This window comes from Candidatus Amarolinea dominans (assembly GCA_016719785.1).
GTDB lineage: Bacteria > Chloroflexota > Anaerolineae > SSC4 > Amarolineaceae > Amarolinea > Amarolinea dominans.
The window spans coordinates 270,619-294,972 of sequence record JADJYJ010000007.1; the positions used below are offsets into that span (position 1 = coordinate 270,619).

The window sequence follows — 24,354 nt, forward strand, 5'->3', positions numbered from 1 at the left end:
ATGCCGGAGACGTTCCGACGCCCAATGCACGATAGAGCCTGATCACCACCTGCGATTTGCCATGCCTGACTGGATGCATGTTCGCTACAAACCGACGTTGACCGCTGTTCACCTGGCCGATGCCCAGCGCACCGTGCTGCGTACGCGGCTGCAGGCCTACCAGAGCCAGCGTCTGCGCCATGATCACGATGATCTGGCGCGTTCGCCCGTGTACGGACGCCTGGCGGAGTTCTTCTTCGTTGATATCTATGGCCCGCACGACTTCGATGACCGCAATACTCGTTTTCGTCAGTTGTACGACAAGTTAGTTCACATCGTCGGGCCGAAGCCGCTGGCAACGATGAAGGAATCGCTGGAGTTGGTGGAACTGACCGAGGCCCTGGACGATTACCTGATTGATGTACTGGTTCTGCACGAAAAGGCCGACGGCTGGACGACTGCGGAGTATGAGTGGGCCTACCGAGAGTGCAATAACTACCTGGCGCGGGTCGAGCAGATCGAACGCATCGGCGCCACGCTGCGGGCGGTGGCCAACCTCAGCCGCCTGCCACTGATTGATTGGAACTTGCAGGCCCTGCGCCTGCCGGCCCGGCGCCTGGGTTGGGAACCTACGCTGGCCTTTTTGATCCGAGGCTACAAGGTTTTTCACCATGCGCGCGATGTCGAGGCCTTCGTGGTCGCGGTCGAGACTCTGGAGATGCAGCGCCTGCGGCGCATCTACGGCCTTACGGCTTGAGGTGTTCGCGCACGGTGCGCACCAACACCTCGGTGCGTAACTCAGGCAGTGTGAAGCAGGGCGCGCCCATCGCGTCGGCCAGATTGCGCGCCAGGCCACGATCGAACGCCACATGTTCCATGTTGATGACCACGCTACGTAAATGGTTCGCCTTGATCAGGCCTGCCATGCGCGTGGCTTCCTCTTGGGGCGGCATTCCCGTCATGGTGACATTGCCGGCCCCGTCGGTGAGCAGGATGATGATCGGCAGCACCTCCTGGTCACGTTGGCGAGCCGCCAGGCAAATCTCATACGCCAGCAGCAAGCCACTGCTCAGAGGCGTCTTGCCACCCACCGGAATGGTGCGCAGCGCTCGTTCCGCCAGATCCACGCTGGAAGTAGGCGGCAAGATCAGGCGCGCACGATCCTTCTGAAACACCACCAGCCCAACCTGGTCACGCCGCTGATAGGCGTCCATGAGCAGCGAGAGAATGGCCCCTTTGGTGGCTTCCATGCGCTCGGCCGCGGCCATGGACCAACTGGCATCAACCACGAACAGCACGAGATTGGCGGTGCGGCGCACGCGCACCTTCTGCTGCAAATCGCGGCGTTGAACGGCAAAGGCAACCGCCCGCTCCGCGCGCAGATGGGCACGCTGCAACTGATAGGGCGCGGCCGTTCGAATCGTGGCATCGAAGGCAATGTCGGTTGGGTGATCGTGTACTGGCCGCGCCTTGATGTAGCGGCCGCGCTTGCGTTGCGTGCGGGTGACAGAGCGTTTGCCCGCCTGTTGACGGGCCAATTTGTCGAGTGGAGTGCCGATGCGCTTGGTCTTGAAAGTGTCGCCGACCTTGATCGGCCGGCCGGCCGGCGCCTTGTTGTCCTCGCCTGGGCGGCTGGGGTTGGTGCTCATATCCGGCGAGCCGCTGGCACTCTGCGGCTCGCCCTCCTGTGCTTCGTCGTTTACATCATCTTTTTTTTTACATTGGGCGACGGCGCCTGGCTCTCGGTCGAGCTGCTCTCTTCGGATGGCCCCATGTCGGCGCGAATCTGGCGCAGGCGTTCTTCCAACTGCCGCGGTTCCAGGGCAATATCCTGGAACGGCGCTTTCTTGATGCGATGGGGCAGGGCCAACTCGGCCGCCAGCAGAATATCCCGCTCGTTGATGCTGAGGCGGCCCTCGTAGGCAGCCTGGGCACGGGCCGTCTTCAGAATGGCGATGTCGGCCCGGTGACCGTCCACCTTGAAGTCCGCGGTCAGCGCCGCGATCATATACAGATCGCGTTGTGCATACGTCACCAGGGGCAAGCGCGCACGGGCGTGATCAATCTCTTCGGTCAGATGGCGCTCCGAAGTGTACCAGCGGTCACGGAAACCATCCGGGTCTTGCTCGAACTCGATGCGGCGCTTCAGAATTTCCACGCGCTGGTTGGCATCGTTGATACCCTGCATATCTACACACAGCGCAAACCGATCGAGCAACTGCGGCCGTAGGTCGCCCTCTTCTGGATTCATGGTGCCAACCAGGATAAAGCGCGCCGGGTGCTGAAACGAGATGCCTTCACGCTCCACCACGTTGATTCCCATCGCCGCGGAATCGAGCAGAATGTCCACCACGTGGTCATCCAGCAGATTGACCTCATCCACGTAGAGCAGGCCACGGTTGGCCGCGGCCAACACGCCTGGCTCGAAATGGCGTTCACCTCGCTGAATGGCCTTCTCGATATCGAGGGTTCCCACCACGCGGTCCTCGGTGGCACTGACGGGCAGGTCAATGAAACGGGTCCGCCGTAGAGCCGTGGGCAGCACCTCGCTGCGCTGCAGACGACCGCGGCAGTTATCGCACAGATGGTCAGGGCGGTTCGGGTCGCACTGGAACGGGCAGTCGGCCACCACTTCGATCTCTGGCAGCAGTGCGGCCAGCGCGCGCGCAGCCGTAGATTTAGCGGTTCCGCGCTCGCCGCGAATCAACACACCGCCGATACGCGGGCTGACGGCATTCAAGATTAGCGCCCGCCGCATGCGGTCCTGGCCGACAATGGCCGTAAAGGGAAAGATGGGAGCCGGCATCTGGTTCTTCTCCGTTTTTAGCTCTGGCAGACTAGCGCCTGGAGACAATCTGCAACGGGCGGATGCCCATATGGGTGTCGCCGGCGGTGAGGGTGCGCAGAATCACGTCGGGCAATTTCCAGGGAATCAGATCGTGCATCTCGTTGGGACTCAGCGGGGCATTGTTGTTGGCCAAAAACGCGCGAAAAACAGCCGTTGCCAGGGGCAAGCCATTATTGATATAGTCTGGCTTGCGCGCGCAAACGGTACGCAAACACTGCCATAGGGCATCGGTGCGCTTGACTTCCGCAGTCTCCGGATCAATCCAGTCAACCATCTCCGTGTCGCGGTGACTGGGAAAACGAGACTTGCAATCCTCACACAACTGATTGCGCAGATAGAGGCGGAAATCAAGCCCGCTCGTTTCCCACCAATTAAAGTCAATATGAAACTTGGAACTAACTGTCGGCTTTATCCAGGTTGTTGTCATGAATCGTCGCCTTTGCCTGCTTTCTTGGAAATGATCTAGGATGCACGCACCGCCATTGCCCAATAACCGCCGCTCATGCTGCGCAGCGTACTATCGGTGGCAAGAATGGCGAAGATTGGCCCCGGAGGTGAGCGCCGCACCAGGTTGACCGCGCTGTAGATCGTCTTGGCATGGACCGTGCCCTGCGGGCTTTTGCCTGCCAATTCCTGGGCCAACTGCCGCACCAGGCGGCTGAGTGGGACGCGCTCCGTCGCCAGGGTCTGACGGTACGCATCCAAGGCGCCCGGGCTGATCTCGGCGACCGTCAGATGTTCATCGTAATCGCAGTTGATGGACTGTTTTTGTAGGGCGAAGACCAACTCGCCGTCTCGGATCTCGGCGGTGCGCGACCATTCGCGGCGTGGGCGCCGCGGACGGAAGTCCACCACATATTCGAGCGGCTCGCGCGTGCGTTCCAGCGTGATGATGGCCCCAACCGGTAGCTTGTGCTGTTCTAACCAGCCGCCAAGACCGGCGATGTAGCGCCCTTCATGGCAGACAAAGGCCGCAAAGCGTGCGCCCCAGCGCCCATCAACCAGGGTGATCATCGTGCTGCGGCCGAGGCCACGCGGGAAGAATCCTTGCGCCCGACCACTCAAGGGCAACGTGCCAGAGCGCAGGTGGGGAAAGATCAGATTGAGCGTAATGGTCGGCACCACCATCGGTGTGTCCACGCTAATGCCGTCGGTTGACCATTCATCGTCCAGTTCCCATTCCTGTTGCAGCATCTCAACGCCCAGGGCCAGGCGATCATAGGGGATCGGTTCATAACGCAGGGCGCTTGGCGTCTGCCAGACTTCGGGCGGCTGCAGACGGCGCAGATACCATGACGGTTCGGTCCCGCTACCCACGTCATCGAAACGCTCGTCCTGGCGCAACCCGGCATTGGTTGAAAAACGACGCAGGTGCTCCGGCACTTCCGTCGGCAGACCCATCTCGGTCAGCAGCACAGTGGTCGTGATGGGCTGAGTCTTCATCTCGATGAGCGCCTCGGCAATGTTGAGATGCCCCACATGAACCTCGACGAGCGCCTCACGGGTCAGCCACTGATCCCCGTCTTGCACGAACGCCGGCTGAGTGCTGGCGCGCAGTTGCTCAACCAACGCCTTGCGCACACTGCCACCGTATTGACTGTACAGATCTCGCGGCGTCTGCAGCCGCTCGCCAGTTTCCACGGTTTCGCCATCGGTGCGGCTGAGGCGATGCGCGGTCTTGAGGCTACCGGCAAATTCACGTGGTTCCGCTTGTCCTTCCAGCATCACCTGGACAACGTCGAACTCGCCGTGTTCAGGATTCGAGCCTTTGCGTACACTGGTGATCGTTCCCAGGGTGTACTCAAAGGCGGGAAAAACCACCTGTTGGCCCGTGCGATAAGCCTTGCTAGGTTGGTAAATCTCGCCTTTGCTCAGCTCGCTGCGGATCTTGCTCTCTTCACGCTGGCAGCGATACTCAATTAGCGCCAGGGTCAGTGCTTCAGAGGTCTGCGGAGTCTCTTTCTCCAGGAGATAGTTTCCGAGGTACTCCAAATCATCGAGATTGATCTTGAACGATTCACGCCAATAGGCGGTAGTCTGCGTATTACGACGAATCACCCCGTCTATCCTCCTCCGTGTGGTGTCAGCTTATGCATCTTTTTCGGTTTCTAATGTAAATCTTCACAATTTTAGCAGTTTGCCGCGCCTTTGACAAATGCGTGCAGAGGTCTTTGTCAAGCATCCTGTCCGTTGGTATAATTGGCGGGTAACAGACAGCCTCCGCAGGGGGCTCTGTTGACTCCCCGTCTGCTCGTTCGAGCCTGGGGAACCCTGACCAGAAGTGGAGGCATTTTTCATGACGTATGACTCTGAGAACAACCGATCGGCGCCTGCTGACTGGAATGATTCGGCCGACGACACCGGCGCGACTGATGCTGACGTTGACGCTGACGCTGACGTTGATGCCGACGGCTGGGACAATCAGCCGAATTTCGCAGCCGGAGCGTCCCGTAGCCCTGGCCTGTTAGCTTGGGTAGCCGGTGGCGTGGTGCTGGCGTTGATCGTCCTGGCGTTGATCTGGGGCATCAGCGGCTTTGGCCGCGTGGAGCCAACCGCTACCCCAACCCCAACCCTGGTGACGGTCTTTCAAGCCACGGCCACGCCAACCATGCTTGCCGGCGCCGTCATCACACCGACGGCCGATCTGTCTTTTACCGCCACGCCGACGCCGGCGCCGATCCCTGCCACTCAGATTCGCATGGGCGGACGTGTGCGCGTCGTCAACGCGAATCCGGAAGGGATCAGCGTCCGCTTTGGCGCCGGTCAGGGCAATGCACGCATGACAACCCTGTACGATGGCGTTGAACTGACGGTCATGGAGCCGCCGGCCGGTTACACCGATCCCTACCCCACGATAGCCGACGGCTTCACCTGGTGGCGCATCCGCATGGACGATGGCACTGTCGGCTGGATGGCTTCCGCCTGGCTGCAGCCGATCAATTGAACCCAGTATGACCATGGATCTGATGCAAAAAGCCGCCGCCCTACGCCAGGCGCTCAACTATCATGGCTATCTCTACCACGTGCTGGACGCGCCGCAGATTAGCGACGCGGAATATGACGCGCTGTTGAACGAACTGCGGCGCCTGGAGGCTGATCATCCAGAGCTTCAGGCCGCGGATTCACCCACGCAGCGGCTGGGTGGCTGGGTGGCCGATCGCTTTGTCAAGGTGCGCCACCCGCAGCCGATGCTCAGCCTGAGCAATGCCTTCAATCCCGGTGAACTGCGCGCCTGGCGTGAGCGCACCCTGCGCTTGCTGTCGCCTGAGGTGGGCCAAACGCTCAGCTATGTGGTTGAGCCGAAGATTGATGGCCTGACCGTGGTGCTGCACTATGACAACGGCCGCTTTGTCCTCGGCGCCACGCGCGGTGATGGCACGGAGGGCGAGGACATCACCGCCAACCTGCGCACCGTGCGCGGCCTGCCGCTGACCATCCCGCTGACGGGTAAGCAGCCCGCGCCGGCTCGCCTGGTGGTGCGCGGCGAGGCGTATGTCAACGTGGCCGACTTTCAACGCTTCAACGAACAGAGCGCCGCGCAGGAAGGACGCACCTATGCCAACCCGCGCAACTTCGCGGCCGGCGCGCTGCGCCAGCTTGACTCCGCGATCAGTGCGCAGCGCCCCTTGCGCCTGTGGGCCTACCAGGTGGTGGTACTCGAAGGCGCAGCACCGTTGGCCACGCAGTGGGACGCGTTGACTTTTCTGCGCGACCTGGGCTTCCCGGTGATCTCCCTGGGCGAGCACATTCGCCTCTTCGACGACTTCGAGCCGTTGGTGGATTACGTGGTCGCCTGGGAAGATCAGCGTCAGGCGTTGCCCTATGAAACTGACGGCCTGGTCATCAAGATCAACCAGGTGGCGCTGCACGAGGAATTGGGCTTCGTGGGTAAAGAGCCGCGCTGGGCCACCGCCTACAAATACCCGGCGCACGAGGTGATCACCCGCCTGCTCGACATTCAGGTCAACGTGGGCCGCACCGGTTCGATCAACCCCTTTGCCGTGTTGGAACCGGCGGCCGTGGGCGGTGTGATGGTGCGCAACGCCACGCTGCACAACGCTGACTATGTCGCGGAACTGGACTTGCGCATCGGCGACCGCGTGATCATCAAGCGGGCCGGCGAGGTCATTCCGCAGGTGCTGCGCTCCTTGCCGGAACTGCGTGACGGCTCCGAGCGCGTCTGGACGATGCCGGAGAAATGCCCGGTCTGCGGCGAGGCGATCCAGCGGCCGGCCGGCGAGGCAGCCTACCACTGCGTCAACAGCGCGTGCCCGGCGCAATTGGTGCGCGGCATCGAGCACTTTGTGTCGCGGGGCGCGATGGACATCGAGGGCTTTGGCATCCGCCAGGCCGAGTTGTTCGTGCAACTGGGCTTTATTACCGATCTGGCCGACATCTATTACCTGCATGAGCGCAGGGCTGAGCTGCTGGGCCGGGAAGGTTTTGGCGAGAAGAAGGTCAGCAACCTGCTGAGCGCCATCGAGGCGTCGAAGGAACGCCCCTTCAGCCGTTTGCTCAACGCGCTGGGCATTCACGGCGTCGGCGCGGTGGGCGCGGAGACTATCGCCAGTCATTTTGGCGGTATCGAAGCGTTGCTGACCGCCACCGCGGATGACCTCAGCCAGATCAGCGGCGTGGGGCCGGTGCTGGCCGCCAGCGTGGTGGATTGGTTCAGCCACGCGCCGAACCGGCGGACGATCGAGCGCCTGCGCGCCGCGGGCGTGCGCCTGGCCGCAGACGCACCGGCCCTGGTCGGGCCGCAGACATTCGCAGGCATGACGTTCGTCATCACCGGCACGTTGGAAGGCCTGAGCCGCGACGGGGCCAAAGCTCTGATCGAGGCCCAGGGCGGCAAAGTGACCGATTCTATGAGCAAGAAGACCAATTATCTGCTGTTGGGCACAAACCCCGGCAGTAAGGCGGCGAAGGCGGCCGGCCTGGGCGTTCCTACGATCAGCCTGGATGATCTGCTGCGCCTGCTGCACGCCTGAAGCAAACGATACTTGAGGACGAGGTACCTGTGGCGAATTCTCATTCTCGCCTGAGCGAAGAGATCAGGCTCGAAGGGCATATTATTGACTCCTTGATCCTGCCGCGTGTGATGGATGTCATCATGGACGCGGGGGGCAACTTCGATGTGCTCGAAGTGGACGTGGGCACGCATAAGCACGCGGTCAGCCTGGCGCGTATGAAGGTTCTTGCCGACACGCAGGAGCAGATGGATCATATCATCACTGCGCTGCAGGAATTGGGCGCGCAGTTGGTCAACAGCGACGACGCGCATGTGACGCCAGCGCCGACAGACGGCGCGCTGCCAGATGCCTTCTATTCCACAACCAACCTGCCGACCGAGGTGCGCCTGGGCGGACGCTGGCAGTCTGTGGAAGGCACGGAGATGGACCTGGTGGTGGTGGTGGCCCCGGACCAGGGCCGGGCGCACAACGTGCCGATCTCAGAGGTCAAACAGGGTGATTTGGTCGTCGTGGGGCACAGCGGTATCCGCGTACTGCCGCCGCAGCGCCAGCGTGAGCAGGAAGTCTTCAGCTTCATGCGCAACGAAGTCTCATCGGAGCGGCCGAACAAGCTGGCGATTGCCCAGATTGCGCGCACCATGCGCCAGGTGCGCGAGGCCGGGCAGCGCATCTGCTTTGTGATCGGCCCGGCCATCATTCACAGCGGCGCGGGGCCGTACATGGAGCGCCTGATTCGCAGCGGCTATGTGCAGGTGCTCTTTGGCGGCAATGCCATCGCCGTGCATGATGTCGAGTCGCAGCTCTTCGGCACCTCGCTCGGCATCAACCTGACCAACGGGCTGCCCGTGCCCGGCGGTCACAGCCATCACATGCGCGCGATCAATGCTATGCGGCGCATCGGTTCGATCAAGCGCGCGGTGGAGAGCGGTTTCCTGCGCAGCGGCCTGATGGCGGAGGCCTATCGCAGTGGCATTGACATGGTGCTGGCCGGCTCCGTGCGTGATGACGGCCCCATGCCCGATGTCATCGGCGATATGGGCGAGGCGCAGCGCCAGATGCGCGCCGCGCTACATGGCGTGGAGATGTGCATCATGCTGGCCACCATGCTGCATTCGATTGGCACCGGCAACCTGCTCGCCAGCCATGTCAAGGTGGTGGCGGTGGACATCAACCCGGCCACGGTGACTAAGCTGGCGGACCGCGGTTCGTTCCAGGCGGTTGGCATCGTGACCGATGCGGAACTGTTCTTGCGCGAGCTGGTCGAAGAGCTCGACCTGCCAGAATAGGCGATGAAACCTGATGCTCGATCCTTTTTTTCACCCTGAGACGATTCATCGTTCCGTCTTCATCGCGCCCGGCGCCATCATCACCGGCCAGGTGACGCTGGGGCCGGAGTCATCGGTGTGGTTCGGCTGCGTGTTGCGCGGCGATGTCAACACGATCACCATCGGCGCGCAGTGCAACATCCAGGACGGCTGCATCCTGCACGTGGATGGGGACAAGCCTCTGCGCCTGGGTGACCGTGTCAGCCTGGGGCACGGCGCCATCGTGCATGGATGTACGGTGGAAGACGACGTGCTGATCGGCATTCGCGCCACCGTGCTCAGCGGCGCGTTGATCGGCCACGGCTCGCTGATCGGCGCGGGCGCGCTGGTGCCTGAAGGCATGGTGGTGCCGCCCCATTCGTTGGTGCTCGGTCTGCCCGCCAAAATCGTGCGGCCGGTCAGTTCGGAGCAGGCCGCCATGATTCGTCGCATCGCGCAGTCCTACGTCCAATCCAGCCGCGCCTACCTGGCCGGCCGCAGCGCGCCCTCCCCCCAGGTTACGCTGGCATGACTTTGTTGCCGGATACCCCTACCGAATTGGCGGCGCAGGCGCGCAGCCTGGGCCAGCAGAGCCGCGCGGCCGAAGACCGTGGCGATCTGGCGGCCGCGCTGGCGCTGAACGAGGCGGCCGCGGCGCGTTTCCTGCAAGCCGGTGATGCGCCGGGGCTGCTGGTGGCCTATCGCAGCCAGGCGCTGATTCTGCTGCGCCTGGCGCGCCTGGATGAGGCGTGCAGTCAACTGGCGCGCGCGCTGGCGTTGGCGTTGCAAATGGATGCGGAGTTTGTGTGGGATACCGTGGGGCAGGTCGTAGGCGTGGCCGGCTTTCTGGCGCAAGAACAGGCGGCGCAATTGCTGACGCTGGGAGCAGTGCTGCGCAGCGCGCTTCAGCACGTGCAGACCGTGCGCGGTGACTACCCGCTGGACCTGCGCGGCCCGGTGGAGGTGGCAACGGCCCTGAGCAACATCTACGCGGCGATGGGCCTGCTCGATGCCTCGGTGCAGGGTCGCGAGTCGCTGTCCCAGCAGGAGGTCGAGCGCGTACGCGTGGATGCGCTGACGCAGGCGTGGGCCGTGGATGCACTCAGCCGCCAGACGTGGGGCCTGGTCCCGTGGCTCAAAGCCTGGCTGGCGGCGCGGGGTCTGCGTGCAGAGGACTGATCGTTAAGCTATACTGCAAGCGGGCATGAATTGCGCCTGACCCCTTAGGCGGAAAAGTGAAGCCTATTCCCGCTTGCAGTATATCGGCATGACCGAAACCCATACCGTTGCAGCGCCGCACTGAAGCTATAGCCCGCGCCCGCGAGCTGGGTTTGTTGTATAGAAGATCGTGGCTGATTTGGGATGCTGTTTGAGTTTGGGGAGGCGTGCTGTATAATTGATCCATGTCCACGCCCATCTTAGCCACCAAGCTTTATATCCCCCCACCGCGACCCAAAGTGGTCCCCCGCCCCCGCCTGATCGAGCGGCTGAACAAGGGTCTGCACGGCAAGCTGACCCTCATCTCTGCCCCCGCCGGCTTCGGCAAAACCACGCTGGTTAGCGAATGGGTCGCCGCCCTCACCCCTTCCCCTCTCCCAGCGGGAGAGGGGCCAGAGGTGAGGGTCGCCTGGCTGTCGCTGGACGCTGGCGAAAACGATCCCGCCCGCTTCCTGGCCTACTTCGTGGCGGCCTTGCAGACTATCTCGTCCGGGATCGGCGCCGGGGCGATTTTCTGCGAAAACGCCGAGGTGATGGCCGCGCTCGATTCTCCGCAGCCGCCGCCCATCGAGCCGCTCCTGACGATCCTGCTCAACCAAATCGCCGCCATCCCGGCTGATCCTTCGCCTCCGCTCAAAGCTTGTCCTGAACGCAGTGAAGGAACAGGCTTCATCCTCGTCCTTGATGACTACCATACGATTGACTCCAAACCGGTTGCCGAGATCCTCGCCTTCCTGGTCGAGCGCCAGCCGCCGCAGATGCACCTGGTCATCGCCACGCGTGAGGATCCGCAGCTCCCCTTGGCCCGCTTGCGCGTCCGGGACCAGTTGACCGAACTGCGCGCTGCCGACTTGCGTTTTACCCCCGCCGAAGCCGCCGATTTTCTCAACGAGGTGATGGGATTGAGCCTCTCGGCAGAAAACATCGCCGCGCTGGAAGCCCGCACCGAAGGCTGGATCGCCGGTCTGCAACTGGCCGCGCTTTCTATGCAGGGACACCAGGACGTCACCCGCTTCATCCAATCTTTCACCGGCAGCCATCGGTACGTGCTGGATTACCTGGCAGAGGAAGTCATCCGCCAGCAGGGCGAGGCGCTGCGCAGCTTCCTGATCCAAACCAGTATCCTGGAGCGTTTCAACGCCGACGTCTGCTGCGCGCTCACCGGGCGAGGGGATGCCCAGGCGGCCATCGCGCAGTTGGAACAAGCCAACCTGTTCATCGTGCCATTGGATGACGAGCGGAGCTGGTATCGCTACCACCACCTGTTTGCCGATTACCTGCGCACCCTGCTGACCAGGCCTGAACAAAGCCGGTTGTATCAGCAGGCATCTGCATGGCACGAAGCCAATGACCTGATGGGCGAGGCGGTGCAATATGCGCTGGCCGGCGGCGATACTAACTTCGCTGCGGATGTCATCGAGCGGGCCTTGCAGCGCGATGCGACCTGGTCGGCCGGCAACCTGACGCAATGGCTGTCCTGGCTGGACGCCTTGCCGCCGCCGGCCTTCCAAAGCCGTCCGCAGTTGAACCTGGACGCCTCACGTATCCTGTATCTTGCGGGACGCTTCGAGCTGGCCGAATCCCACCTTATGCAAGCCGAACAAGCGCTGGAAGCGGCCCCTGCGCTGCCTGACGCGGAACGCGGACAAGTGCAGGCGCTGGCTGCGCTTTATCGCGGCGCGATCGCGGCCATGCGCGGAGATGCCCCGCAAGCCATTGCGCAGATTGCCTTTGCGCAATCCCGAATCCCTCGCAAAAATCACCTGGCGCATGCCCGCGCCTTTTTCAGCCTGGGGCTGGCGTACGAGATCGCTGATCAGAACGGGCAGGCCGTCGCGAACTATTCACACGCCAGCGCGGAAGCCAAAGCGGCTGGGGTGCTCTTCCTGGCCATCCATGCGCTCTGCGCCGCGGCGCAGGTGCAAATCCGGCAAGGCCGCTTACACCAGGCCGAGCAGACCTGTCGCGCCGCCATTCAACTGGCCGCAGGCGCCCGCCTGCCGCCGCTGGGGCTGGCGTACACGATTCTCGGCGGCATTGCCCTGGAGCGCAACGATCTGGCCGCGGCCGAAAAACTGCTGGCGGATGGCATGGCGCTGGCCCGGCAGGGCGGCTTGATGGAAGATGTGATCCTGGGGCTGGCGTCTCTCGCCCGCCTGCGGGGCTGCCAGGGCGACACACGCGGGGCGCTCGCCGCCATGCAGGAAGTCAAGTCCATCGTACAGGCGTATGGCATTCAGCACATGGATGTACACGTCGCGGCCTATCTGGCCCGCCTGCAACTGCTCCTGAGGCAGATCTCCGCGGCGGCGCAATGGGCGGCTGAGGTTCGGCCGCTACGGGCTGACGCGCCGTACGAATTTGTGGATCTGACGTTGACGCGCGTGCTGCTGGCGACACGCGATCTGGAAGCGATCCCGGCCATCCTGCGCCCGCTCCTGGAACGGGCCACCGCGGCCGGCCGCACCCAGGCCTGCATCGAGACGCTCATGTTGCTGGGCCTGTGCCAGCACGCCAGGGGGGACACCCCGGCTGCGCTGGAATTGCTGGGGCAATCGCTGCGCTTGGCCGCGTCCGAAGGCTACGCCCGGATTTTTTTGGATGAAGGCCAGGCCCTGCTCGACCTGCTGCCCAAAGCGCGCCACCACGCGCCCGAACTGGTGGATTCCCTGCTGGGCATGGGCACGGCCGCCGGCGGCGCGCGCCCCGCACCCTGTGGGCAATTGCCGGAGCCTCTCAGCGAACAGGAACTGCGCGTCCTCCGCCTGCTCGCGGCCGGCAAGTCCAACCAGCAGATCGCCGATGAGCTGGTGATCAGCCTGGGCACAGCCAAGTGGCACGTACACAACGTCTTGCAGAAATTGGGCGTTAGCAGCCGCAGCCAGGCGATCGCGCAGGCACGCGATCTCGGCTTGCATTAGTTCGTCCAGCCCCATCCCCTCCTACTTCCTGCTCTGACCGGTCTCCGACTGAACCAGCGGCGGAACGGATGCTTTTGTGAACCCTTAGTTCGTCCACACCCTCCCCTCACCTGACACGCAACCTATCCTCCAACCTATCCTTCGATAGGCGACAGGCCGCGCTTGGTTGCGGTAGACTGGGGCTGTCATTAGGGCGCTGCGGCCACTGAGCAACAGCCGGCGCTTGGCGCCATGTGAGACCCAAAGGAGTTGACGTATGGACCGCCACGATTATCAAATCCGCGTGCAAGGTCACCTGGATGAGCGCTGGTTCCGCTGGTTCGACAGACTGACGCTCAGCCTGACGCCCGCCGGCGAGACCATCATCACCGGCGCAGGGCTGGATCAGGCCGCCCTGCATGCCATTCTCAATCGGATGCGCGACCTGGGGCTGGAGTTGATTTCCATCCAGCGCGCCCCGGCGCAGACCGAACCAGATCAAGAAAGGAAACCAGAATGAACACTCCTCAACGACTGAAGCGATTTGGAGGTCGCATGATTCTTCTGCTTGCCGTCATCATCGTTCTACTGGCGACGATCGTCATCGGTTCGCAGTGGACCGCCCACACCCCCGCCATCACCGGCGCGGACGGGAAGCCCCTGCCCGGCAGCATCGCCGCGCTGGAGAAGGTCAAACTCGGCGGCGTGGATCAGTGGCTCATCGTCCGCGGACAGGATGTACACAAGCCGGTCCTGCTCTTCCTCTCCGGCGGTCCCGGCGCCAGCGAAGCGGCACGCGTCCTGCGCTTCAACAGCGAACTGGAGCAGCATTTCGTGGTCGTCATCTGGGAGCAGCGCGGCTGCGGCAAGTCCTACCCGGCGCTGAACCCGAAAGCGGCGTTGACCGTTGACCAGTACGTTGCAGACCTCATCGAACTGACCGACCTGCTGCGTGGACGCTTCGATGAGCAGAAAATCTACCTGGTGGGGCATTCCTGGGGCACCATCATCGGCGTGCGCGCCGCCCAACAGCGCCCCGACCTGTTCCACGCTTACGTCGGCACGTCGCAAATGGTGGATATGCAGGAAACCGACCAGATGATCTACGACATGGTACTGGAGCACTCCCGCCAGAGCGGCGACGCCAAGTTCGTGGCGACGCTGGAAAAGCAAGGCCCGCCGCCCTACTTCGGCAAAAGCCCCATCCAGCCCTATGCCACTCTGTTTGGGCGCGAGTATGCCCTTTTCGAAGCCCCCAATATCAAAGACCCGGAATACCGCCGTGACGGCGACATCCTGATGCTGATGCTCAAACAGCCCGAGTACGGCTGGCTGGACCGGATCTACTACCTGCTGGGCCTAATGAACACCTTCAATGTGGTCTATCCGCAGTTGCAGGAGATGGACTTCCGCCAGGACGCAACCCGCCTCGCCCTGCCGGCGTACATCGTGCTGGGACGCCACGACATGAACAATCCATCCCAGATTCCCGAAGAATACTTCAACCTGCTCGAAGCGCCGAGCAAGCAACTGGTCTTCTTTGAAAACTCCGGGCACGGCATGATTTGGGAGGAGGCTGACAAGTTCCACAGCCTAATGGTGGATACCGTCCTTGCTGAAACGTACAGATAGATGGAGAATTCCATGACGACTACCCTGCAAACTACTTCCGTAGAAAGGAATCCGAAATGAACAAAGTTAAACTCTTCTTCGCAGTGCTGATCCTTATCCCCCTGCTCATCGCCGCCCTGATTGGCTTTCGCTGGTGGCAGGCGAGGCAGGCAGTGGCCGACGCGTGGACGAATTTCGACGCCCATGCGCCCGCCCTGGCGACGACTTCCAGCCTGGAAATCATCCCGCTGTACGAGGCGGCGAGCGCCAGCCCCGACTTCAGCAGCGGACATGGCGTCTCATACCTGATCCGCACCGACTCAGCCACCATCCTGCTGGATGTCGGCGACAATCCCGATGGGCTGACCGTCGCGCCTTTCGCGCAAAATATGCAGGCCCTGGGCATCGCCTGGGATGAAGTCTACCGGGCGGTGATTTCCCATCCCCACCCCGACCACGTCGGCGGATTGACGGCCTGGCGCCAGCGCACAATTTCGTTTGGCGAACTGCCCGGCGGATTGGGCGAGCGGCTGGTGTTTGTCCCGCATGTGACGACCTACAAAGGCGCGGTTCATGCCACCATCCCCACCCTGCCCGCGCCCGACATCGCCACGACCGGCGTCATTTCCTATCTGGAAGCCTGGCCGCTGGCGCTGTTCGCGGCCAAAGGCGGCGAACAAGCGTTGGTGGTGCATGTCGCCGGTCACGGATTGGTGTTGATTACCGGCTGCGGGCATCCCGGCCTGGAACGGCTGGTGGCGCGCGCCGAGTCCCTGTACGGCGCGCAGGTTGTCGGTGTGGTCGGCGGCCTGCACTACACCAACGCAACCGCGCAAGATGTTCAACCACAGATACAGATCCTGCAATCCCGCCGGGTCAGCCTGGTCGCCCTCTCGCCGCACGACAGCGGACCGGAAGCCCTGTCCGCGTTCGAGAGCGCCTTCCCTGGCGCATATCACACCCTGAAGGTTGGCGAAGCCATCCAGTTTCCCTGAACGGAATCATGTTCCCATTCAACTTACGAAAGGCACGAAGCGTGATGTGGATCGTCCTCGGCTCTTTCCTGGCAATCAGTCTTGTTTTACTGGGCATCCTGTTCGCCTGGAGTCCCGGTCAGCCGCAGCCCTTCCTCGATGAAACCGGGGAGCCGCTGGCCGGCAGTCTTTCAGAGAAAATCCACGTCGAAATCAACGGTGTGGAACAGGGCCTGTTCATCAAGAGCAGAAACATCCACACCGTCCACGCCCATCTTAGCCACCAAACTTTATATTCCCCCACCGCGGCCCAAAGTCGTCCTCCGCCCCCGCCTAACGAGGGTCTGCACGGCAAACTGACCCTCATCTCTGCCGCCGCCGGCTTTGGCAAAACCACGCTGGTCAGCGAATGGGTCTCTGAAAGGATGAAGGATGAAGGATGAAAGAAGAAAAGAATCTTCATCCCTCATCCCTCAGCCTTCGTTCGAGCCACTGAGCGGCCGCGAGTTGGAAATCCTGAAGCTGATCACCCAGGGACTCTCGAACCGGGAGATCGGCGAACGGCTGTTCCTGGCCCTGGACACGGTTAAAGGGCACAACCGCCGGATCTTCGACAAACTCCAGGTGCAAAGCCGCACCGAAGCCATTGCCCGCGCCCGCGAGCTGGGCTTGCTGTAACCCCAAGTGTTCGTCTTCCTCGACACTCTCCCCCTCCATAAATTCAAAACAACACCTCCCACCAACACCAAAGTGTCTATACAACAACACCGTCGCGCCTGTATATTACCTGTGCCTTGAGCAAGCGGCTCAACCGGCGAACATCGGACAGGACAGGTGCAAGGTCATGGCGAACGAACTCGAACCAACAACTGATCCAAGCCAGCCCGCGGTCTATCAGATCAGGCTCAAGGGCCATCTGGGGCGCCGAGTGGGCAGACTGGTTTGGCGGCCTGACCATCACGCTGGCAGAGGACGGCGATACGCTTCTGACCGGCCCCGTGGTTGACCAGGCCGCGCTGCACGGCCTGCTCAAGAAAGTGCGTGATCTGGGCATGCCTTTAGTCTCGGTCTGTCCCGTCAAACCCAAGCCCCCCGACGACGCTTGCGGGGTCAGGCCAGGCAGACGCGCCAGATGTCAAATCGTAAGACTCATCCAGATCGTTTACGCCAAAATCAAGCAGAAAACAAGGAGATAAAAATGAACACAAACAATAGGACCACCGAAAGGAAGATGTGAAGATCTGTGAAGATGAAGCTTTCCGCCCTGTGGGCGGCTCTCATGTTCTTGTACATCTATGGTGACTCTTTTCGTTGCACAGCCTGGTCTGATGGTCTTAGGAAGTGATCACGGGAACGAATGGGTTCATTCCAAGTCACGCAGGCCTTTTTGTTGACCGCGCGATCATGATGCAGATCCCTGCCGTCATGGTTTTCCTGCCCCTGGCGATTGAAGCCCGGGGTCGAGCGCTGGGCGAACATCATCCTGGGGGCGCTCTACACGGCTATTCAATATGGGAACCTGGTCGGGGAAACCTGCACGCTTTCTACCTGCTCTTCGGCATAGTGGAGATGGCCTGCAAGCTTTTGATCGTCTGGTATGCCTGGAAGTGGCGCAACCCTGAAAGTCTCGCAGCAAGCGTCAGTCAGAGGGAACAAATCAGAACACAACAGGGTTGCGCGGCGGCGCTGACCGGGGCTTTTGGTCAGGCATGGACTGACGAAGTCTAAAGGAGACCAGCGATGAAACAACGAAGTCCAGGAACAGAGAAGGACCGCAAGGGGGCCGCGTGCCGCCCCCCCGCCCGGGGGGGGGGGGGGGGGGGGGCGGGGGGGGGGGGGGGGGGGGGGGGCTTCCCTCAAGCATAATTCAGATAGATTCAACATTAAAGGAGCTAAACATGAAATCCTTGCAGAAATCTGGCGGTATCGCCGCGCTGTACCTGGCAGTCGCGTACCTGATCGGAATGGTCCTCTTTCTCGTCGTTCTGGACTACCCCAGCATCACCGACCCGGCCCAAAAGGTGGCCCTGCTCGTCAGAATGCAGATGGTCATCTTCTCGACCAACCTGCTCATGTACGTGTTTTTCGGCGTCGTTCTGATCGTCCTGGCGCTGGCGTTGTACGACCGGTTGAAGTCCGGCGCACCGGCGCTCATGCAGGTGGCAACCGTGCTCGGGATCATCTGGGCCGGCTCGCTGATCGCCAGCGGCATGGTCGCCAATGCCGGGATCGCCCCTGTCGTCGCGCTCTATGCCACAGACCCGGCCCAGGCTGCGTTGACCTGGCAGGCGATAGAAACCGTGGCAGGCGGGCTGGGCAACGCCAACGGCGAAATCCTGGGCGGCCTGTGGGCGCTGCTGGTCAGCGTGGCCGCGCTGCGGGCCGGCGGGCTGCCCAAGGGCCTGAACATCCTCGGGTTGTTGGTGGGCGCGGTGGGCATCCTCTCGCTGATCCCAGGGTTGACCGAACTGCTGATCGGGGTTTTCGGCTTGAGCCAGATCATCTGGTTCGTCGGGCTGGGGATTGTGCTGCTGCGCAGCAAGCCAGGCCGGACGGCGTAAAAGTGACAGGGTTGGCAACTGTTCGACAGTTGCCAACCCTCAGGAGAGAGCAAAATGAATTCCGTCAATAAGTCCGCAAGAATGGCTGGATTGCTGTATCTGATTTACATGGTGGTTCACATCCTCGCAGATGTGATTGGGCGTTCCAGGCTGATTGTACTCGGAGATGCCGCGACAACCGCCAGGAATATCGCGGCGTCGGCAGGGCAATTCCGTATCGGCATTATGGGCGATCTGGTTGCGGCGGTGCTTTTTCTGCTGGCAGCCTGGGCTTTGTACGCGCTGCTGAAGCCGGTCAACGAGAACATCGCCTTGCTGTTCCTGCTGTTGAACCTGGGCGGTGTCGCCATCCAGTGTTTCAGCGATCTCTTCTTGTTTGCCGGCCAACTGCTTCTGAGCGGCGCTGATTATCTAAAAGTATTCCCGGCCGATCAACTGTCGGCGCTGGCCATGCTATCCCTGGTTCTGCACAAAAATGGGTTCGCGATTGCCCAGATTTTCTACGGCGCCTGGCTCTTCCCGCTGGGTTATCTGGTCTTCAAGTCGGGCTTTCTGCCCAGGATCCTGGGCATTGTGTTGATGCTGCATTGCGCTTTCTGGCTGATGACTGCGCTTCAGTTTTTCCTCTTCCCAGGCCTCGCGGCAATCACCTATATCAGTTGGCCGCTTGGCTTTATTGCGGAATTTGGGCTGACGTTGTGGCTTCTGATCATGGGCGCCAAAGGGCAGAAACCGGCCGCAAACGAGGCCGGCTGATGGCCGGAACAGGTCCTGGTGACCGCCAACCGAAAAGGATGAGCCTCTGATGAAAACGATGGCAGGCACAACCTCCGAACCGCTGGAAGTTCTTCAGCCCGAGGAGCGGGCCAGGCACAATGAAGCCTTTGCCGAGCTAGGGCGCGGCGTGCAGGCGGCGCTGGAGACCTATGCCAACGTCCACCGCGGCAGCGGCCATAACTCGCTGGCCTCCACGCACTTGTACGAGCAGGCCCGCGAGATTGTCCTGGATGATCTGGGGCTGGATCAGGACCGACACACCGTCATCTTTTGCTCTCCCAGGCGGGCGGAGCTGCTCCAGGCGCGATTCGGGCGGATGCGTTGCCACACTGTGTCCAGCCGGGATATCGGCCTGCCCCTGGGTCTGCGGGCGGTGGCTGTCGCACGAAATGCGTTGCCCGCAGGCGCGCCCCTCCAGCCGGGCGGCGGCACCGCCCGGCTCGTCTCCCATGGTTGGGTCATCTGGGCCAGGGGGGCGGACAAGTTCGAGGCCGGCACACCGGCCGTTGTTAACGTCATTGCCTTTGCCCGGGCGCTGCAGTTGATCCGGCAGTTCGGCAAGGACGCATTTCTTGCAGCGAACACCGAAAGACAGACGGCGGCTGACATCCTGTATCACGACGAGCTGGAGAAATTCTCCGGGCGGGAGCTGCTGGATGCACTCCGGCCGACCCTGATCGGTCAAAGGGTTCCCGTCCCGACGCTGGCAGGCACCAGGCCCTTCATCAATCTGGATAATGGCGCCAGCACTCCTACATTCACGCCGATATGGAACGCGGTCTGCCAGGCCTGGCGTCTTCCGGAGCAGGTGCAGCGGGAGATTGTCCGGGAGGTCAAGTCCATTTGCGCCGGGGTGCTGGGCGCGCCTCCGGCAGACTACGACGTGATTTTTACATCCAACACCACCGAGGCCATCAACCTGGCCGCCGAAAGCCTGGGGGGTGAAACCAAGAACGGGATCAGGCCGGTCGTGGTGAACACGATCCTGGAACACAATTCGAACGAGCTGCCGTGGCGCAGACTCCCCGGCGTGGCGCTCATCCGGTTCCCGGCCGACGACGAAGGATTCCTGGATTTAGACGCGCTGGAAGCGCTCCTGCGCGCCTACAACCAGGAGGGTCAGCACGGCAACAAGCGCATTCGCCTGGTGGCAATGAGCGGCGCATCGAATGTCCTGGGGGTATTCAACGATCTGGCTGAGATCAGCCGCATCGTACACCGATACGGCGCGCGCCTGCTGGTGGACGCGGCCCAATTGATCGCCCACCGAAAGGTCGAAATGGCAGCCTGCGGGATTGACTATCTCGCCTTCTCTGCCCACAAGGCCTACGCGCCTTTCGGCACGGGGGCGCTGGTGGTGAGAAAGGGGCTGCTTCAATTCTCCTCCGCTGAACTAGTGAGGTGTCGTGATGATTGAATGGTTTGCAGTCCAACCCTGGATAACAGGCGTCGTCACATTCTTTCTGATGTGGAGTGATTGGTTGCTTACAATCAGCCAGGAGCGCGAGCGTCAACTGCATTACTCCGAGCACTATGAAAGTTATCCGATTAACACCATTGAAGGCAACCCTCTGTATCAGAAGGCAGTTCTGGCTCGGCAAATCGTTGATCGTAGGCACATTGTTCCGGCGGCAATTCTCAGCGCGATTGTAGCGTTATCACTGGTTTGGATTCCGGAGGGCTTTCGTATTCTATTGATCGGTTACGTGTGGGGATTATACTTCATTGTGATTACGACTCATTTGAGCAATCTCTTAGGGTATAGAGCCGCTCGTCGCGGGCTTCACGGAAAACTCTATTTGCATCAGCGTACGGGGTATGTCATTCAGATGAGCCGTTACGTGGCTCTTGCTAGCTTCCTGATCGTACTGGCGATATGCTCGGCCTCCATGTTCATGCTGGGCGTTGCGATTGCGGGAGTATCTTCAGCAGTCCGACAGCTAGTGGGAATGCGAAAGACCCCTGCCATCGACCCGGCAGATCCAGCCCCAAAGCCCATATGATAGTTGCGGGGTGCATACGCATAGAATGGCTGCTTCGAAGGCGCCAAGTTCTTTATGCGACTGCAGTATCAACAGTCGTGTGCGGCGCAGGTGAGCCGCGAGCCGTTGTGCGCCAAGAAGTTTGGCGTTTCTGACAGGGTGCAAGTGCCTGTGAGGCAAGGGCTACCCCCCCACCCCTATCGAGTGTTGCAGCACTGACGGAGGAACCAGGCCGGTTTGAGGAGTGACCGCCGCAAGGAAAACCTCGGCGTCTATACGCAACGCAACTGGAAGATTGTGACTGGTTTGGGACGCTATTTGATTTCTGGGGGGCGTGTACTTATAATTGATCTATGTCCACGCCCATCTTAGCCACCAAACTTTATATCCCCCTACCTCGGCCTAAACTTGTCCTCCGCCCCCGCCTGATCGAGCGGCTGAACGAGGGTCTCTCTTCGGGATGCAAACTGACCCTCATCTCTGCCCCCGCCGGTTTTGGTAAAACTACGCTGGTCAGCGAGTGGGTGAACAATTTACGGTTTACGAGTGACGATTTTCGATTGGATGCTGCAAACGGAGGCGAAATCGTAAATCGTAAATCTAAAATCGCAAATCGAGTTGCTTGGCTGTCGCTGGACGCAGGGGATAACGATCCCGCACGTTTTCTGACTTACCTTGTCGCGGCTTTGCAGACGATTGCGGGGAATATCGGAGCAGGGGTGTTGGCTGCGCTTGAATCCCCCCAGCCACCGCCCACCGAATCAATTCTGACGGCTCTGCTCAATGAAATCACCACCATCCCGGACAACTTCATCCTCGTCCTTGACGATTACCACCTGGTTGAGGCCATACCGGTTGACCAGGCTCTTGCCACCCTGCTCGATCACCTGCCGCCCCAGATGCACCTGGTCATCGCCACCCGTGAGGATCCACATCTGCCCCTGGCCCGCTTACGCGCCCGGGGCCACTCGACCGAACTGCGCGCTGCCGACCTGCGTTTTACCCCCGCCGAAGCCGCCGATTTTCTCAACCAGGTGATGGGTCTTCACCTCTCAGCGGAAGATATCGCCGCACTAGAGACCCGCACCGAAGGCTGGATTGCCGGCCTGCAACTGGCGGCGCTGTCCATGCGGGGCTATCAAGACGCCGCCAGCTTCATCAAGTCCTTCACCGGCAGCCACCATTTCGTGCTGGACTATCTGATGGAAGAAGTCCTGCAACAGCAGTCCGAAAGCATCCAGACTTTTCTGCTGCGCACTTCAATCCTTGACCGCCTGTGCGGCCCGCTGTGTGATGCTGTTTTGTGTTCTCCTTCTGTTTCCGGACAGGAAACCCTGGAATATCTCGAACGCGCCAACCTGTTCATTGTCCCGCTGGATAACGAACGGTGGTGGTATCGCTATCACCATCTCTTTGGCGAGCTACTGCGCCAGCGTCTGGGAAAACCTAAAGAATTCGCCGAATTCCACCTGCGCGCCAGCCAGTGGCATGAAGAGAACGGCGACCTGGGCGCGGCGTTTTACCACGCCATCGCAGCCGGGGATTTTGTGCGGGCGGCGGGGTTGGCTGAAGCGGCCTGGCAGGGGATGAATGAAAGTTTCCAGTCTGCCGCCTGGCTTGGCTGGGTGAAGAAGCTGCCAGACAAGCTGATCCGCACCATGCCTGTGCTCTGTACCCAGATTGCCCAGGCATTTACGGATACCGGCGAGCTGGAGGCCAGCGAGTTGCGCCTGCAGGACGCTGAACGATGCCTGGATGGTTCGGAATTTACGAACGAAGCGCAGCTTAAACCCCTGCCAGCGATGATCGCTTTGACCCGCGCTTACAACGCCCAGGTGCAGGGCGATCCCGCCGCAACGGTGAAATACGCCGAACTGGCGCTCCAAATCATCCCCGAAGATGACTTTGACCGGCGCGCCCGGGCCACCACCATATTGGAAGTCATCCACTGGGCCAGCGGCAACCTGGAGTCGGTCATCCGGGGGATTGGTGATTCGATGGAGAGATTGACCCAGCTGGGCAATCACGTCATGGTGGTTGCCAGCGCCTTTGCTGTAGCCGACCTGCTGGTGGGTCTGGGGCGCCTGAGCGAGGCCGAGCGGACCTATCAGGATGCCTTGCAACTGGCCGCCCAACACGGCCCGGAGGCTGAACACATCACTGCCCACCATCATCTCGGCCTGTCCATGATCTACCGTCAGCGGGGAGAAGACACCCTCGCCGCTCATCACCTGAAACGAGCCGCCGAATTGGGTCTGCAAACCACCCTGGTGGATTGGCTGTACCGCTGGCATGTGGCCCAGGCCCAATTGAGAGAGGCCGCAGGCGATCTGGAAACCGCCCTGGCCCTGCTCGACGAGGCCAAACGGGTCTATATCCAAACCCTCATACCTGACCTGCGCCCCATTGCGGCCCTGAAAGCGCGCATCTATCTCAAACAGGGGCGGCCCGATAAAGCCCGGGCGTGGGCGGCAGAACGCGGGCTTTCGCTGGCAGATGAAGTCAGCTACTTGCATGAGTTCGAGCACCTCACCCTGGCCCGGCTGGAAATCGCCAACCCACTGGTCAATGCCCTGCTTGCACGCCTGTTGCAAGCCGCCGAAGCGCAAAAGCGCCGGGACAGCGCGCTCGACATCCTGCTGGTGCAGGCGCTGGCCCACGAGGCGCAGGGCAATCGCCCCCAGGCTCTCGCCGCACTGGAACGCGCCCTGGCCCTGGCCGAGCCGGAAGGCTATGTTCGCATCTTTGTGGATGAAGGCGAAGCGATGCGATTGTTGATTGAAAAACAATCGCGCAATCGAGATCATCCGTTGAGCGATTATGTGGACAAACTCCTGGCTGCCTTTACACAACCGGTGGCGGCGCCAAAATCAGCAATCATCCATCAAAAATCAGACATGATAGAGCCTTTGAGTGAACGCGAACTGGAAGTGCTCAAGCTGCTCCGCACCGAATTAAGCGGCCCCGAAATTGCCGGCCAATTGATCGTCTCGCTCAACACCTTTCGTACCCACACCAAAAACATTTTCGACAAACTGGGGGTCAATAATCGCCGGGCGGCTGTCCGCCGGGCCGAGGAACTCGATTTGTTCTAACTGACCCAAGAGCCCCAACTCCGACCCCGACAGGTGTCCTCAAACCATCTGCCGGGGCTTTTTGTTTTCACCAACAATCACAACCTCAATCACATCATGTGGTGATGACGCCTCACCACATCGGGCGGTATC

At 61.3% G+C, this 24,354-nt stretch carries 21 protein-coding genes and 1 pseudogene; 18 read left to right on the top strand and 4 right to left on the bottom strand.

What is annotated here, in order from left to right:
- Nucleotides 1-61: 61 nt before the first annotated feature.
- Nucleotides 62-736, top strand: coding sequence for a hypothetical protein (locus IPM84_10995; protein ID MBK9093287.1), 675 nt, complete (start codon nucleotides 62-64; stop codon nucleotides 734-736).
- On the opposite strand, the gene IPM84_11000 is transcribed toward IPM84_10995, so the two are convergent.
- The 4 genes from IPM84_11000 to IPM84_11015 form a co-directional block, all read right to left on the bottom strand.
- The gene (locus tag IPM84_11000) at nucleotides 726-1,517 is read right to left on the bottom strand and encodes a VWA domain-containing protein (protein MBK9093288.1); all 792 of its coding nucleotides are present in this window, start codon (nucleotides 1,515-1,517) and stop codon (nucleotides 726-728) included. The two genes, IPM84_10995 and IPM84_11000, sit on opposite strands and share 11 nt — an antisense overlap.
- 161 nt (nucleotides 1,518-1,678) lie before the next feature.
- Complete coding sequence (locus tag IPM84_11005; protein ID MBK9093289.1) at nucleotides 1,679-2,785, bottom strand: ATP-binding protein; 1,107 nt, start codon at nucleotides 2,783-2,785, stop codon at nucleotides 1,679-1,681.
- A 31-nt stretch (nucleotides 2,786-2,816) separates the two neighbouring features.
- A complete protein-coding gene (locus IPM84_11010; GenBank protein ID MBK9093290.1) occupies nucleotides 2,817-3,254 on the bottom strand; it encodes a hypothetical protein in 438 nt (145 codons plus the stop codon).
- 35 nt (nucleotides 3,255-3,289) lie between these two features.
- Nucleotides 3,290-4,885 (bottom strand): hypothetical protein, encoded by a 1,596-nt coding sequence (locus IPM84_11015; protein ID MBK9093291.1) that lies wholly within the window; start codon nucleotides 4,883-4,885, stop codon nucleotides 3,290-3,292.
- A gap of 238 nt (nucleotides 4,886-5,123) precedes the next feature.
- On the opposite strand from IPM84_11015, the gene IPM84_11020 reads away from it, so the two are divergent.
- The 17 genes and pseudogenes from IPM84_11020 to IPM84_11100 all read left to right on the top strand — a co-directional run bounded on the left by IPM84_11020 (nucleotide 5,124) and on the right by IPM84_11100 (nucleotide 24,222).
- A complete protein-coding gene (locus tag IPM84_11020; GenBank protein MBK9093292.1) occupies nucleotides 5,124-5,771 on the top strand; it encodes an SH3 domain-containing protein in 648 nt (215 codons plus the stop codon).
- A gap of 7 nt (nucleotides 5,772-5,778) precedes the next feature.
- Complete coding sequence (gene ligA, locus IPM84_11025) at nucleotides 5,779-7,818, top strand: NAD-dependent DNA ligase LigA (protein MBK9093293.1); 2,040 nt, start codon at nucleotides 5,779-5,781, stop codon at nucleotides 7,816-7,818.
- Between the two features lie 50 nt (nucleotides 7,819-7,868).
- Nucleotides 7,869-9,086: a TIGR00300 family protein gene (locus IPM84_11030; protein ID MBK9093294.1), complete on the top strand. Its 1,218-nt coding sequence runs from the start codon at nucleotides 7,869-7,871 to the stop codon at nucleotides 9,084-9,086.
- A gap of 13 nt (nucleotides 9,087-9,099) precedes the next feature.
- Nucleotides 9,100-9,636, top strand: a complete 537-nt coding sequence (locus IPM84_11035) for a gamma carbonic anhydrase family protein (GenBank protein ID MBK9093295.1) — start codon at nucleotides 9,100-9,102, stop codon at nucleotides 9,634-9,636.
- Nucleotides 9,633-10,283: a hypothetical protein gene (locus tag IPM84_11040; GenBank protein MBK9093296.1), complete on the top strand. Its 651-nt coding sequence runs from the start codon at nucleotides 9,633-9,635 to the stop codon at nucleotides 10,281-10,283. Before IPM84_11035 ends, IPM84_11040 begins: the two co-directional genes overlap by 4 nt.
- A gap of 224 nt (nucleotides 10,284-10,507) precedes the next feature.
- Nucleotides 10,508-13,243, top strand: coding sequence for a hypothetical protein (locus tag IPM84_11045; GenBank protein ID MBK9093297.1), 2,736 nt, complete (start codon nucleotides 10,508-10,510; stop codon nucleotides 13,241-13,243).
- Between the two features lie 256 nt (nucleotides 13,244-13,499).
- Entirely contained in the window at nucleotides 13,500-13,742 is a 243-nt protein-coding gene (locus IPM84_11050; GenBank protein ID MBK9093298.1) for a hypothetical protein, read from the top strand.
- A gap of 35 nt (nucleotides 13,743-13,777) precedes the next feature.
- Complete coding sequence (locus IPM84_11055) at nucleotides 13,778-14,854, top strand: alpha/beta hydrolase (GenBank protein ID MBK9093299.1); 1,077 nt, start codon at nucleotides 13,778-13,780, stop codon at nucleotides 14,852-14,854.
- Nucleotides 14,855-14,910: 56 nt separating this feature from the next.
- Nucleotides 14,911-15,828: an MBL fold metallo-hydrolase gene (locus IPM84_11060; GenBank protein MBK9093300.1), complete on the top strand. Its 918-nt coding sequence runs from the start codon at nucleotides 14,911-14,913 to the stop codon at nucleotides 15,826-15,828.
- A 44-nt stretch (nucleotides 15,829-15,872) separates the two neighbouring features.
- Complete coding sequence (locus IPM84_11065; protein MBK9093301.1) at nucleotides 15,873-16,250, top strand: hypothetical protein; 378 nt, start codon at nucleotides 15,873-15,875, stop codon at nucleotides 16,248-16,250.
- Nucleotides 16,251-16,293: 43 nt separating this feature from the next.
- Nucleotides 16,294-16,485: pseudogene (locus IPM84_11070) on the top strand (response regulator transcription factor).
- A gap of 726 nt (nucleotides 16,486-17,211) precedes the next feature.
- Complete coding sequence (locus tag IPM84_11075; protein MBK9093302.1) at nucleotides 17,212-17,535, top strand: hypothetical protein; 324 nt, start codon at nucleotides 17,212-17,214, stop codon at nucleotides 17,533-17,535.
- A gap of 170 nt (nucleotides 17,536-17,705) precedes the next feature.
- Entirely contained in the window at nucleotides 17,706-18,368 is a 663-nt protein-coding gene (locus IPM84_11080; protein MBK9093303.1) for a DUF4386 family protein, read from the top strand.
- A gap of 54 nt (nucleotides 18,369-18,422) precedes the next feature.
- Nucleotides 18,423-19,124, top strand: coding sequence for a DUF4386 domain-containing protein (locus tag IPM84_11085; GenBank protein ID MBK9093304.1), 702 nt, complete (start codon nucleotides 18,423-18,425; stop codon nucleotides 19,122-19,124).
- Between the two features lie 49 nt (nucleotides 19,125-19,173).
- On the top strand, nucleotides 19,174-20,562 hold the full coding sequence (locus IPM84_11090; GenBank protein ID MBK9093305.1) for an aminotransferase class V-fold PLP-dependent enzyme: 1,389 nt from the start codon (nucleotides 19,174-19,176) through the stop codon (nucleotides 20,560-20,562).
- Nucleotides 20,555-21,148: a hypothetical protein gene (locus tag IPM84_11095; protein ID MBK9093306.1), complete on the top strand. Its 594-nt coding sequence runs from the start codon at nucleotides 20,555-20,557 to the stop codon at nucleotides 21,146-21,148. Before IPM84_11090 ends, IPM84_11095 begins: the two co-directional genes overlap by 8 nt.
- A gap of 332 nt (nucleotides 21,149-21,480) precedes the next feature.
- Nucleotides 21,481-24,222 carry a helix-turn-helix transcriptional regulator gene (locus IPM84_11100; protein ID MBK9093307.1) on the top strand — a complete coding sequence of 914 codons (2,742 nt, stop codon included), beginning with the start codon at nucleotides 21,481-21,483 and terminating at the stop codon, nucleotides 24,220-24,222.
- Nucleotides 24,223-24,354 lie beyond the last annotated feature (132 nt).